Annotated in this window: 7 protein-coding genes; 6 read left to right on the top strand and 1 reads right to left on the bottom strand. The window is 71.9% G+C overall.

From position 1 onward, the window contains the following. The first annotated feature begins 36 nt into the window (after positions 1 to 36). The 6 genes from ACFVSL_RS03225 to ACFVSL_RS03200 all read left to right on the top strand — a co-directional run bounded on the left by ACFVSL_RS03225 (position 37) and on the right by ACFVSL_RS03200 (position 6,903). Positions 37 to 1,410, top strand: coding sequence for a cystathionine beta-synthase (locus ACFVSL_RS03225; RefSeq protein WP_386938437.1), 1,374 nt, complete (start codon positions 37 to 39; stop codon positions 1,408 to 1,410). 105 nt (positions 1,411 to 1,515) lie between these two features. Further along, positions 1,516 to 2,682 carry a cystathionine gamma-synthase gene (locus tag ACFVSL_RS03220; protein WP_386938435.1) on the top strand — a complete coding sequence of 389 codons (1,167 nt, stop codon included), beginning with the start codon at positions 1,516 to 1,518 and terminating at the stop codon, positions 2,680 to 2,682. 109 nt (positions 2,683 to 2,791) lie between these two features. Continuing rightward, positions 2,792 to 3,583 (top strand): SPFH domain-containing protein, encoded by a 792-nt coding sequence (locus tag ACFVSL_RS03215; protein WP_386938433.1) that lies wholly within the window; start codon positions 2,792 to 2,794, stop codon positions 3,581 to 3,583. An 81-nt stretch (positions 3,584 to 3,664) separates the two neighbouring features. Continuing rightward, positions 3,665 to 5,074 carry an APC family permease gene (locus ACFVSL_RS03210; RefSeq protein WP_386938431.1) on the top strand — a complete coding sequence of 470 codons (1,410 nt, stop codon included), beginning with the start codon at positions 3,665 to 3,667 and terminating at the stop codon, positions 5,072 to 5,074. Beyond that, positions 5,071 to 6,003, top strand: coding sequence for a cyclase family protein (locus tag ACFVSL_RS03205; RefSeq protein WP_386938429.1), 933 nt, complete (start codon positions 5,071 to 5,073; stop codon positions 6,001 to 6,003). The genes ACFVSL_RS03210 and ACFVSL_RS03205 overlap by 4 nt, the downstream gene beginning before the upstream one ends. A gap of 69 nt (positions 6,004 to 6,072) precedes the next feature. Further along, positions 6,073 to 6,903 (top strand): aldo/keto reductase, encoded by an 831-nt coding sequence (locus ACFVSL_RS03200; protein ID WP_386938427.1) that lies wholly within the window; start codon positions 6,073 to 6,075, stop codon positions 6,901 to 6,903. Between the two features lie 194 nt (positions 6,904 to 7,097). Here ACFVSL_RS03200 and ACFVSL_RS03195 read toward each other — a convergent pair whose 3' ends face one another. Next, positions 7,098 to 13,319 carry a GH92 family glycosyl hydrolase gene (locus ACFVSL_RS03195; RefSeq protein ID WP_386938426.1) on the bottom strand — a complete coding sequence of 2,074 codons (6,222 nt, stop codon included), beginning with the start codon at positions 13,317 to 13,319 and terminating at the stop codon, positions 7,098 to 7,100. Positions 13,320 to 13,385: the final 66 nt, after the last annotated feature.

Genomic DNA, 13,385 nt, shown 5'->3' with positions numbered 1-13,385 from the left:
CGGCCGAGCAGCCGCGGCCGACACGCAAGGACACCCATGAAGTACGCAGAATCCATCGTCGACCTCGTCGGCGACACCCCCCTCGTCAAGCTCCAGCACGTCACGAAGGGCGTGACGGAGGCCACGGTGCTCGTCAAGCTCGAGTACCTGAACCCCGGCGGCTCCTCGAAGGACCGCATCGCGGGCCGCATCATCGACGCCGCCGAGCGCGACGGCCTGCTGAAGCCGGGCGGCACGATCGTCGAGCCGACGAGCGGCAACACCGGGGTGGGCCTGGCGCTCGTCGCGCAGCAGCGCGGCTACCGCTGCGTGTTCGTGTGCCCCGACAAGGTGGGTGAGGACAAGCGCAACGTGCTCACCGCCTACGGCGCCGAGGTGGTCGTCACGCCGACCGCGGTCGCGCCCGACAGCCCCGAGTCGTACTACGGGGTCTCCGACCGGCTCGCCCGCGAGATTCCGGGGGCGTTCAAGCCCGACCAGTACTCGAACCCGAACGGGCCGCGCTCGCACTACGAGACCACCGGACCCGAGATCTGGCGCGACACCGACGGGCGCGTGACGCACTTCGTCGCGGGCGTCGGCACGGGCGGCACGATCACGGGAACCGGGCGGTACCTGCGCGAGGTGTCCGATGACGGGGTGCGCATCATCGGCGCCGACCCCGAGGGCTCGGTCTACTCGGGCGGCACCGGCCGCCCCTACTTCGTCGAGGGCGTCGGCGAGGACTTCTGGCCGACGGCCTACGACCCCACGGTGCCGCACGAGATCATCGCCGTGAGCGACGCCGACTCGTTCGCGATGACCCGGCGGCTCGCGCGCGAGGAGGGCATCCTCGTGGGCGGCTCGAGCGGCATGGCGGTCGTGGCGGCGCTCGAGGCGGCGGCGGCCCCCGGCGTCACGGCCGACGACGTGTTCGTCGTGCTGCTGCCCGACGGCGGACGCGGCTACCTCGGCAAGATCTTCAACGACAAGTGGATGCGCGCCTACGGCTTCGGCAACGCGCCCGCCGGGCACACGATCGCCGAGCTGCTCGCGGCGAAGGCCGACCGCACCGCACCGCTCGTCTACGTGCACCCGAACGACACGGTGAAGGAGGCGATCGACCGCATGACCGAGACGGGCGTCTCGCAGCTCGTCGTGCTGTCGGCCGAGCCGCCCGTCGTCCTCGGCGAGGTGCTCGGCGCCCTGCACGAGGAGGTGCTGCTCGACCAGGTGTTCTCGGGGGTGGTGAAGCTCACCGACGAGGTGAGCACCGTCGTCGGCGAGCCGCTGCCCCTCATCGGCGTGACCGAGCCCGTCGCCGCCGCCCGCCAGGCCTTCGCCGGCGCGCCCGCCATGCTCGTCACCGACGGCGGCAAGGCGCTCGGCGTGATCACCCGCACCGACCTGCTCGGCTACCTCTCCCACTAGACCCCTCACCGATTCAGGAGAAGGCACGCTGCTCAGGACGATTCCGGCCGAATCGTCCTGAGGAGCTTCCGAGTTCCTGAAACATCCTGCGAAAGGCACCTCCTCATGCACCACGACGCACGCTTCGACACCCGCGCGATCCACGCCGGCCAGGCCTTCGACCCCACGACGGGCGCGGTGATCCCGCCGATCTACCAGACCTCGACCTACGTGCAGGACGGGATCGGCGGGCTCCGCGGCGGCTACGAGTACTCGCGCGGCGGCAACCCCACGCGCACCGCGCTCGAGACGCAGCTCGCGGCGCTCGAGGGCGGCGCGCACGGCCTCTCGTTCGCCTCGGGCCTCGCCGCCGAGGACGCGCTGCTGCGCACCGTCGTGAAGCCGGGCGACCACGTGGTCATCGGCAACGACGTGTACGGCGGCACCCACCGGCTCATCCGCCGCGTCTTCGGCGACTGGGGCGTGCGCCACTCGACGGTCGACACGAGCGACGTCGACGCGGTGCGCGCCGCGATCGAGCCGGGCGCCACGAAGGTGCTCTGGATCGAGACCCCCTCGAACCCCCTCATGAAGGTGTCGGATGTCACGGCGCTCGCCGAGCTCGGGCACGAGGCCGGCCTCGTCGTGGTCGTCGACAACACCTTCGCGTCGCCCGCGCTGCAGCAGCCCCTCGCCCTCGGCGCCGACGTGGTCGTGCACTCGACGACGAAGTACCTCGGCGGCCACTCCGACGTGGTCGGCGGCGCGCTCGTCTTCGGTGCCGGCGAGCGCCTCGACGAGGTGCACGAGCGGGTGAAGTTCACGCAGTTCGCCGCGGGCGCCGTGTCCGGTCCGTTCGACGCGTTCCTCACCTCGCGGGGCATCAAGACCCTCGGGGTCCGCATGCAGCGTCACAGCCAGAACGCGCTCGCGATCGCACGCCGGCTCGACGAGCACGCCGGCGTCGAGCGGGTCTACTACCCGGGGCTCGAGTCGCACCCGGGCCACGAGCTCGCGGGCCGCCAGATGTCGGGCTTCGGCGGCATGCTCTCGATCGCGCTCGCCGGGGGCGGCGAGGCGGCCCGCCGCTTCGCGGAGTCGACCGAGCTGTTCCAGCTGGCCGAGTCGCTCGGCGGCGTCGAGTCGCTCGTGAACTACCCCTCGGAGATGACGCACGCCTCGGTCAAGGGCACCGAGGCCGAGGTGCCCGAGTCGGTGGTGCGCCTCTCGGTGGGCATCGAGGACGTCGACGACCTGCTCGCCGACATCGACCAGACGCTCGCACGGCTGTAACCGCCTCGGCCGGTCGTTCCCCGACAGGGGGGGGGCGGCCGCCGTCTCCGGTGCGACAATGGAGGTGACGGCGCGCGGCCCGTCACCGGCGCCGCTGGAGATGAGTCCCATGGTCTGGCTCTGGATCACCCTGATCGTCGTCGTCATCCTCGCGATCGTGCTGTTCTTCATGTCGGTGAAGATCGTGAAGCAGTACGAGCGCGGCGTCGTGCTGCGGTTCGGCCGGCTGCACGGCGTCCGCGATCCCGGCATCCGCTTCATCATCCCGATCGTCGACGTGATGACGAAGGTCTCGCTGCGGGTCGTCACGCTGCCGATCCAATCGCAGGGCATCATCACGCGCGACAACGTCAGCGTCGGCGTCTCGGCGGTCGCGTACTACCGCGTGACCGATGCCGTGAAGTCGGTCATCGTGATCGAGAACGTGAAGTCCGCCATCGACCAGATCGCGCAGACCACGCTGCGCAAGGTGATCGGGCAGCACCACCTCGACGAGGCGCTCTCCGACACCGCGGTCCTCAACGTGAACATCCGCGAGATCCTCGACGTGACGACCGCCGAGTGGGGCGTGCAGGTGACGCTCGTCGAGCTCAAGGACATCCTCCTGCCCGACGCCATGAAGCGGGCGATGGCCCGCCAGGCCGAGGCGGAGCGCGAGAAGCGGGCGAAGATCATCGCCGCCGAGGGCGAGGCGCTCGCCGCCGCGCAGCTCGGCGTCGCGAGCGACACGATGATGTCGCATCCGCTCGCCCTGCAGCTGCGCACCCTGCAGACGCTCGTCGAGGTCGGCGTCGACAAGAACACCCTGGTGGTCGTGCCGGCGCCGCTCCTCGGCTCGATCGGCGAGCTGACCTCGTTCATCGACCGGGAGGCGGCGGTGGCGCAGGTGCGCGGGCACTGAGCGAGGTGTGTGGCAGAAAATCGACGAAGAGTGCCGATCCAGCCATCGCGTCGTGCGCGCCGGGTGCCCCAGAATGATCGGGTGACTTCGAACGACACCGCCTCCGCGAGCGCTGCGAGCGCCGCGAACGGCGAGCACCACGGCAGCCTCGGGCTCGGCCAGGGCACGGCCCTGTACATCGCGAGCGTGCTCGGCACCGGCATCCTCGTACTGCCGGGCCTCGCCGCGAAGGCCGCCGGCCCCGCCTCGATCGTCGCCGTGGCGGCCGTGCTCGTGCTCTCCATCCCGCTCGCCGGCACCTTCGCCGCGCTCGCCGCGCGCTACCCCGACGCCGGCGGCGTCGCGAGCTACGTGCGCCGGGCGCTCGGCGACACCGCGGCCCGCATGGCGGGCTACTGGTTCTACTTCGGCGTGTGCGTCGGCGCCCCGGTGCTCGCGGTGCTCGGCGGCGAGTACGTCGTGGCGGTGCTCGGCGTCGACCGCTCGGCCGTGCCGATCATCGGGCTCGCGGTGTTCGTGCCGCCCTTCATCGCGAACTGGTTCGGCGTGCGCGTCGCGGGCTGGGTGCAGTTCGTGCTCTCGGGGCTGCTCGTCACCGTCGTCGTCGGCGTGGTGGCCGTGACCTTCCCCGCCGCGGAGATGTCGAACTTCCAGCCGTTCCTGCCGAACGGCTGGGCCGGCGTCGGCGTCGCCATCAGCCTCTTCGTCTGGGCCTTCGCCGGCTGGGAGGTCGGCACCCACATCGCGGGCGAGTTCAAGAACCCGCGCCGCACCATCCCGATCGCGACGGCGATCGCGGTCGTCGTCGTCGGCGCCGGCTACCTCGCTCTCCAGTTCGTCACCGTCGCGGTGCTCGGCGACCGGGCGGGCGACGGGCAGGTGCCGCTGCTCGACCTCGTCGAGACCACCGCCCCCGGCATCGGCCCCGTGCTCGTCGCGATCATCGCGGCCATCGTCACCGTCGGCGTGATGAACGCCTACCTGCCCGCCTTCGGCAAGCTCGGCGCCGCACTCGGCCGTGACGGCGACCTGCCCCGCTTCCTCGCGAAGGGCGCCGCCGACGGCGAGATCCCGCGACGGGCGCTCGCGGTGACGGGGGTGCTCATCCTCGCCTACTACGGGCTCATGCTCGCGAACGACCTCGACCTGTCGGGCTTCATCCTGGTCCACACGAGCAACATGGTCGCGATCTACGCCGCCGGCATGCTCGCGGCGACCCTGCTCCTGCGGCGCTGGTCGTTCGGCTGGTGGCTCGCCGTGGTCGCGACCGTCATGACCGTCGGCCTGCTCGTGCTCGCCTGGTCGAACCTGCTCGTGCCCGCGGTGCTCGCGCTCGCCGCGGTCGCGGTGACCGTCGTGCGCCGGTGGCGGTCGCGGCGCGCCTCGAGGGCCGGGGCGGGACCGGCGGGCGCTCCGGGCGCCACCGACCAACCCGCGTCGAACGAGCCCGCAGCATCATCCGACCGCATCCCCGAGGAGCAGCACGCATGACCGAGTACCGCGCCCACTTCGACGCCGAGATCGACTTCGTCAACGGGGGAGGGCTGCGTGCCGAGGGGTTCCGCCTCGACCTGCCCTCGCCCGAGCTCGGCGAGGCCGAGATCGGCGCGCTGCTCGTGCGGCACCTCGGACTCGCCCTCGTCGGCCGGGTCGCGCTCTCGAACCTCGAGATCGTCGCCGAGCCGCACCGCGGATCGCGGGGCGTCGACGCGAGCGGCGCTGAGCCCGGGGCATCCGCCGCCGACCGCACCGAGCGCGGGGCGCTCGTCGACCTCAGCCACCCCATCTCGGCCGGTCTCGTCACCTACCCCGGGCTGCCCGCCCCGACCATCACGCCGCACCTCACGCGCGAGGCGTCGCGCGAGCACTACGCACCCGGCACCGAGTTCGCGCTCGACGTCATCACGATGATCGGCAACACCGGCACCTACCTCGACAGCCCGTTCCACCGCTACGCCGACGGCGGCGACCTCGCGAGCCTGCCGCTCGAGACGCTGGTCGGCCTCCGGGCCGAGGTGTTCAGGCTGACGGATGCCACGGGGCGCGGCATTCCCGCCGAGGTCTTCCTCGATCGCGAGCTGGCCGGCACCGCCGTGCTGCTGCACACCGGGTGGAGCCGTCACTTCGGGCGGCCCGAGTACGCGACGGGCGCGCCCTTCCTCACCGAGGCCGGGGCGCGACACCTCGTCGCGGCCGGGGTCGCGGCCGTCGGCATCGACTCGCTCAACATCGACGACGCCGAGTCGGCCGGTCAGCGGCCCGCGCACTCCATCCTGCTCGAGGCGGGGGTGCACGTGATCGAGCACCTGACCGCGCTCGACCGCGTGCCCGTCCACGGCGCCCGGTTCACGGCGGTGCCCCCGCGGGTGGAGGGCTTCGGCACCTTCCCGGTGCGCGCGTTCGCCGAGCTCCCGGCCTGAGCGTCGCCGCGGCGGCGTCGCGGCCGGGACGCGGTGGCGCAGGGGGGCCGCGTGCGTGAGTATTGAGGGATGAGCGTTCCCGCCTATTCCCTTCGCGACGGCAACTCCATTCCCGCGATCGGGCTCGGCACCTACGGGCTGAACGACCAGCTCGGCATCGCGGCGATCACCTCGGCCATCGACGAGGGCTATCGCCTGATCGACACCGCCTACAACTACGGCAACGAGGAGGCGGTGGGCGAGGCCATCGAGCGCACCGACGTCGACCGCAGCGACCTCGTCATCACGACCAAGCTGCCCGGGCGCCATCACGGCTTCGACGAGACCATCGCGAGCTTCGAGGAGTCGCGGAAGCGGCTGGGCCTCGAGTGGGTCGACCTGTACCTCATCCACTGGCCGCTGCCGCGCATCGACAAGTTCGTCGACAGCTGGCGCGCGATGATCTCGCTGCGCGAGAAGGGACTCGTGCGGGCGCTCGGCGTCTCGAACTTCACGCCCGCCATGCTCGAGCGGCTCATCGACGAGACGGGCGTGGTGCCGGTCGTCAACCAGGTGGAGCTCCACCCGTACTTCCCGCAGGAGGAGCTGCGCGCCTTCCATGACGAGCACGACATCCGCACCGAGAGCTGGAGCCCGCTCGCGCGCCGCACCGAACTGCTGCGCGAGCCGGTGGTGGTCGAGCTCGCGGAGGCGCACGGCGTGAGCCCCGCACAGCTCGTGCTGCGCTGGCACGTCGAGCTCGAGTCGGTGCCGATCCCGAAGTCGTCCGACCCCGAGCGGCGCCGCGAGAACCTCGACGTGTTCGGCTTCTCGCTCACCTCCGAAGAGGTCGCGGCGATCTCGGCGCTCGCGCGGGGGCGCATCTGGGGTGCGGACCCCGACACGCACGAGGAGTTCTGAGGCGCGAGGCCCGCTCGGCCGGTCCCGGACGCAGCGAACCGGGCCGGCCCCTGATGGGCCGACCCGGTTCGCGCCGGCCGATTCGACCGGCCGGGTGACGGACCGGCTCCCGCTCGACCGGTTCGCGCCACCCCGACACGGTCCGGCCCGGTGCGTCCTGTTCGGACGCACCGGGCCGGAGGGTCACCCGCGGCTCACCAGAGCAGCACCGGCACCGGGAAGGTGGCCGAGTCCGCGTAGCCGCCGGCGCCCGCGAACTCGCCGCGCACGAAGTGGAGCCCGGCCCCGAGCTTCGGCAGCTTGATGCTCACGCTGCCGTCGTCGGCCGCGGTCACCGGCACCTCGGCGAGCACCGTGTCGCCCTCGTACACCCGGAAGGTGCCGACCGGCGAGCTGCCGTCCAGCGCGACGACCCCACCGACGAACCGGATCGCCGAACCCGACTTCGCGAGCAGCTTGTTCGGTCCGCCGAGGGCGAGCGTCAGGACCTCGGTGGTCGACCCGGTGACCGTCAGCTTCGCCTGGGCGCTGAGCCCCGACGTCGCGCCCTCGGCGATCAGCGTGTGCTCGCCGAGTGCGACGGATGCGGGGATCGTCACCTCGGTCGAGAACGAGCCGTCGGCGTCGGTCGTGACCTCGGCGAGCCGGACGGGCTCGGAGTGGAGCGTGATCGCGACGATCTCGCCCGCGCCGAATCCGGTGCCCGTGAGCTCGAGCTTGCCGCCCTGCGCCACGCTGTCGTCGCCGAGCACGAGCTCGGCATCCACCACCGGGGCGTCGCCGACCTCGATCGAGAACGGCTCCGAGACCGAGGCCAGGTAGGCCGCGGGGTCGTCGGGCGTGAAGTGCGCCGTGTAGGTGTGGACCCCCGAGGTCTCCACGCGCACGTCCACCGTCGCGGTGCCCGCGGTGACGGTCGCCGTGCCGACCACGGTGTCGCCCTCGCGGATCTCCACCTGGCCCGCGGCCGCCGCGGGTGCGACGGTCGCGCTCAGCGCGAGGAGGTCGCCGGCCACGGGAGCCTCGGCCTCCGAGCCGAGGACGACCGTGGTGGCCGTCGCCGGGGTGAGCACGGTGAGCGTCGTGGACGCCTCGACCGCCGAGACGGCACCGAGCGCGGTCACCGGGTACTCGCCGTCGGCCGCGTCGCCCGGGACAGCGATCTCGGCATCGATCTCGCCGTCGCCGTTCGCCGTCGTGCCGACCGGCTCGCCGTCGCCGAACCGGAGCTCGACCGCCTCGTCGGCGGCGAACCCGTCGCCGGTCACGCGGACGGCGCCGCCCGGGGCGACCACGGCCGGGTCGACCGCGATCTCGGGCGTGTACACCGGAGCGGGCTCGTCGACGACGATCTCGAGCGTGGTCGAGGCCGACCGGACGCCGTCGTCGACCGTGACCGAGACGGTGTAGGTGCCCGCGACGGCGTAGGTGTGGCCGCCGACCACGGCGCCGTCGGTCACCGGCAGTGCCGACACCGGCGTGCCGTCGCCCCAGTTGACGATGGCGGACTGCTCGGGTGCACCGCCGGCGGCCGTGGCGAGCGTCGCCTCGAACGCCTGCGCGGCGACCTGGGCCTCGACGGCCTGCGGCTGCACCTCGAGCGCCGAGGCGGCCGAGCGGTCGCCGTCGGAGGCGACGGCGAACACGTGCACGCGTCCGTCGCCGAGGGTGCCCGCCTCGGTCGGCATCGTCAGCGCCTCGACGACCTTCGGGGCACCGGCGTCGTCGGTGTCGATCGTGATCGGCGCCGTCGCGTAGATCGCGGTGTTCTTGACCGAGGACTCGGCCGCGGTGCCGGAGAGTCGACCCTCCGAGATCGCGAGTACGGTGTTGCCGTACGCCGGGTTGCCGGAGGCCCCGACCCAGTCGCCGAACGAGATCTTCACCGTCTGCGAGCTGCCGTCGGTGAAGTGGAGCACCGCCTCGGGCTGGCGCCCGCTCTCGGTCGCCGCGCCGACGAAGGCGAGCCGGCTCGCCCCCGCGCCGAGGTCGAGGCGCACCGTCTGCCCCTCGCCGGTGAGGTTGTCGGGCTTGCCGGCCGGCACTGCGGGCAGGTCGAAGCTCAGCTCGGTGGCGGGGATCGCGATGGTCGTGCCCTGGACGAATCCGTCGGCGGCGAGCTTGTCGCGGAAGTACCCGTGGCCCTGGCTGTCGCAGTTCGCGGCGGTCGTGCCGAGGTCGCCGATGCAGACGGAGCCGAACGAGCCGACGAGCGTCTCGTCACGGGTGACCGAGATGTTCGACGACGCCGAGGCGAGGGCCCCGGTCGAGTCCTGCGCGATGACGTCGGCGGTGTACACGCCCGGCGCCGCGAAGGTGTGCGGCGCGGTCACGCGCCAGCCTCCGAGGTCGTCGCGCTTCAGCACCGCCGCGACCGCACCGGTGCCGTCGCCGTAGTCGACGGAGACCTGGTAGCCGTCGGCCGAGGTCTCGGTGCCGACGATGGTCGCGATCGAGCCCGAGAACTCGGTGTCGACCGCGACGGACTGCGCCGGCGCCGGGTTGACCGAGAGCCCGTCGGCGCTGCCCGCCGAGGCGAACAGCTCCACCTCGGACAGCGCGAGCGGCCCGCCCGCCGACTCGACCGTGAGGCGCAGGCTCGTGTAGATGCCGTCGCCGTCGCCGTCGCCGTCGATCGAGAACGGACGCGTCTGCGTCGGCCAGTCGAAGGACTCGCCGTCACGGTGGTCGAGCTCGGTCCAGTTCTCACCGTCGGTCGAACCCGAGAGGGTCCATGCCGCCGGCGCCGTGGCGAGCGCGGCACCCGTCAGGGTGTACTGGCCCACCGTCACCGGCCCGGACTGCGAGGTCCAGGTCAGCTCGGCGGCGCCCGCGTCGAACGTCGCGGTCGAGTTCATGCTGTCGTCGACGAGCGCCGCCGTCGAGGCGCCGTCGCCCGCCGTGAGGGTGCCGCGGCCGGGCTTCGTGGCGTCGACGAGCGTGCGCGGAACCTCGAGCCCCTCGCCGAGGTCCTTCGCGCCCCACGTGCTCGGCTCGTCGCTCATCGTGAACGAGAGCTCGCCGCCCTCGCGCAGCAGGTCGCCGTCGAGGGTGGTGACGTCGACGGACTCGCCGTTCAGCTCGACGCCCGAGACGTAGGTCTTGCCCTCCGAGGCTCCGGGTGCCGAGATCACGAGCTCGCGGTCGCCGATGGTCAGCGTCGCCCGGTCGAACAGCGGCGTGCCGATCGTGTAGTCGCCGGAGCCCACCTCGAGCGGGTAGAGGCCGAGCGCGGAGAACACGTACCAGGCCGAGAACTCGCCGTTGTCCTCGTCGCCCGGGTAGCCCTGGCCGATGTCGGAGCCCACGAAGAGCCGCTGCTGGATGTCGCGGATCAGCGCCTGCGCCGATGCCGGGTCGCCCGCCTCGGCGAGGACGTACGGGATGTGGTGCGCGACCTGGTTCGACATGCCGAGCATGCCGAGTCGGACGTCGCGCGCCTCCCGCGCCTCGTGGATGCCGGAGTAGTCGGCCTTCTCGCGGACGGTGAGGAACTCGTCGAGCTCGTCGATGAGGCCCTGTCGCCCGCCGTAGAGCGCGGCGAGCCCCGCGACGTCGTGCGGCGCGTGGAACCCGAAGGTCTTCGCGCTCGCCTCGGTGAACGCGCCGCCCCAGGCCTTCTGGTCGAAGTCGGCGCCCACCGGCCAGCTGCCGTCCGCGTTGCGGGCGGTGAAGGTGCCGGCCTCGGGGTTGAACATCTCGGCGTAGTGGCTCGCGCGGGCCTGGAAGTACTCGGCCTCCTCGAGGAGCCGGTCGACGCGGTCGGCCGGCGTGTTCGGGTCGTCGGCGAGCGCCGTCGCCATCTCGCCGATGCCGAAGTCGTTGATGAAGCCCTCGAGGCCCCACGACGCGCTCTCGTGCGTGCTCTCCTCGGTGTAGCCGAGGAAGATCGACTGCGCGAGGCCCTTCCGGCCGACGGCGTTCGACGCGGGGAGCACGGTGGCGTTCTTCACTGCGGCGTCGTAGGCCTCGAGCGCGGTCTCGGTGTCGAGTGCGCCGGCGAGGTACGCCTCGGCGAAGGCGACGTCCGAGCTCGTGCCGGTCATGAGGTCGGCGTAGCCGGGCGACGACCAGCGGGCGATCCAGCCGCCGTCGCGGTACTGCTGCACGAAACCGTCGACGAGCTCCTCGGTGATGTCGGGGTAGAGCAGCGTGTAGAGCGGCCACGCCGTCCGGTACGTGTCCCAGAAGCCGTTGTTGACGTAGATCTTCCCGTCGACGATCTTCGCGTTGGTCGTGGTGTCGGTCGAGGATCCGCTGGTGGCCGAGACGGGGCTCGCGTACTTGAACTCGGGGTCGCCGGCCGTGCCGACGTTCTCGAACTGCGAGTTCGGGTAGAGGTTCAGGCGGTACAGGCTGGAGTAGAGGGTCACCAGCTGCGTCTCCGTCGCGCCCTGCACGTCGTGCACCACGCCGAGACGGTCGTTCCAGGCCTCCTGCGCGGCCGCATGGGCGTCGTCGAACGAGACGCCGGCGAGCTCGAGCCCGTGGTTGCGCTGCGCCTGCTCCTGCGAGATGAACGAGGACGCGATGCGGAGCTCGACCGTGCGGTCGCCCGAGGTGTCGAACGCGGCGAAGCGTGCGCTGCCGTTGCGGTTGCCCTGCGTCGTCGCCCCGGCCTTCGTCGGCTGGGCGTCGAAGGTGCCGTAGACGAACATGCGGGTGCGGCCCGGCCAGCCGGAGCCGCCGTCGACCCAGCCGCTGACCGTGTCGCCCGTGATCGTGAGCTTCGACGAGTTCACGAGCTGGTCGACGATCACGGAGCTCTGGTCTCCGGTGAAGCCGAAGCGGTAGATCGCCCCGTGGTCGGTCGCGGTGACCTCGGTCGTGATGCCGTTGTCGAACTCGACCCCGTAGACGTCGGGCCGCGCCACCTCGTTCTCGTGGTGGAAGGTGAGGCGCCGGTCGTCGAGCGTCGAGGTCGGGTTCGCGCCCACCGCGGGGAGGACGGCGAGCTGGTTGCGGTCGCCCATCCAGATGCTCGGCTGGTGCGAGAAGCCGATGCCCTCGAGCGCCGGCAGGTTCTGCGACGTGTTGGCGCCCTGGTACTGGTAGATCGTTCCGGTGTTGTCGGCGTTCGTCATCGGGGTGATGAAGTTGAAGCCGTTCGGCACGCCGACCGCGGGGATGTTGTTGCCGCGCGAGAAGCCGCCGGTGGAGTTCGTGCCGCGACGGGTGTCGACGTACGAGACGAGTCCGTCGGAGTCGTCGAGCGGCTCCGCCTGCTCGATGGCGATGTCGTCGAGCCATCCGAGCACGGTCGTGCCCGCGGCCGGCGTCTCGACGCCCGTGACGCCGTCGCCCGGGTGGTCGTAGTCGAGGAGGACGTCCGTGACCGTGCGGCCGGCGAGCGAGCCGAGGTCGACCGTCACCTTGTTCCACTGGTCGGGCCAGAGCACGTTCGCGAGACCCTGCGAACGCGCGTCGGCGCCGTAGCCGTAGGAATCGGTCAGCTCGTGCGTCGAGAGGGTCGTGCCGTCGTCGAGCACGAGGTCGACCGAGACGAAGGTCGACGCGTACGTCTGCCCCGCGTCGAGCACGGGGAAGACGGTGTACGAGAGACGGCTGTCCTCCTGGACGGCGATGTCGAGGTCCTCGTAGATCACCGAGGTCGAGGCGGCGGGCCCGTCTCCGAGGTGGCTGCCCGCGTAGCGGAGCGCGTGGGTGCCCGAGAACCCGACGTTCGTCTTCGCGGTGTACGAGCTCGACGGACCGGAGTCGACCTCGAGGGCCAGGTCGGTGGGCGTCGGCACGGCGTCGGCATCGGAGATCGGCTCCCAGCCGGCGAGCTGGATGAGGCCGCCCGAGTGGTTCGCGGTGATGTCGAGGCGGTAGTAGCGGTAGGCCGCGCTCGGCGCGGCGAGCGTGAAGGTCCGGGTCTGCCCGCGCGCCGAGAACGACTCGCCGCTGCGGGTGTCGACGACGGCCCAGTCGGTGCCGTCGTTCGAACCGAGGATGCGGAAGTCGCGGGGGTCGCGCTCGGGCGCGTCGTTGCCCGAGGTGAGCGTGTACGCCTCGACGGGCGTCGCCTCGGCGAGCTCGTACTGCGCCCAGCCGGTCGAGGCGAACGTCAGCCACTTCGAGCCGGGGTTGCCGTCGGCGAGGTTGCCCGCCACTTCGTTCGGCGGGTTCTCGGCCGAGGCCGTGACCTTCGTCACGTGCGGCAGCACGCTGCCCGGCACGTTGCGGTCGCCGCTGAGGTTGACCGATGCGCCGGTGCCCGCGAGGGCAGGCACCGCGTCGCCCGCCTCGAAGGACGACTCGAACGTCACCTCCCCGGCGGCCGCCGCGGCCGAGATCGGCGTCAACGCCGCCGCGGCCATCGCCATCGTGATCACTGCTGTTGCGGTCGCCCGCGTTCGGCGGGCGCTGCCCGACCGGTTGAAGTGCTTCACCGTCGCTCCCTGTCGCTTCACTGCGAAACCTATGACACCGCTGTCATCGGCTTTTGGACGCTACCACGTCGCCGACGGATGCGGAAG

It is taken from the genome of Agromyces sp. NPDC058064, assembly GCF_042885275.1.
GTDB lineage: Bacteria > Actinomycetota > Actinomycetes > Actinomycetales > Microbacteriaceae > Agromyces.
The sequence above is the reverse complement of the archived record's forward strand: the minus strand, read 5'-3'. Positions and strand labels throughout refer to the sequence as shown.

Bases quoted from the DNA above. Each gene is read 5' to 3' on its own strand.
- ACFVSL_RS03225 (WP_386938437.1), top strand. From the start codon at position 37: ATGAAGTACGCAGAATCCATCGTCGACCTCGTCGGCGACACCCCCCTC.
- ACFVSL_RS03220 (WP_386938435.1), top strand. From the start codon at position 1,516: ATGCACCACGACGCACGCTTCGACACCCGCGCGATCCACGCCGGCCAG.
- ACFVSL_RS03215 (WP_386938433.1), top strand. From the start codon at position 2,792: ATGGTCTGGCTCTGGATCACCCTGATCGTCGTCGTCATCCTCGCGATC.
- ACFVSL_RS03205 (WP_386938429.1), top strand. From the start codon at position 5,071: ATGACCGAGTACCGCGCCCACTTCGACGCCGAGATCGACTTCGTCAAC.
- ACFVSL_RS03200 (WP_386938427.1), top strand. From the start codon at position 6,073: ATGAGCGTTCCCGCCTATTCCCTTCGCGACGGCAACTCCATTCCCGCG.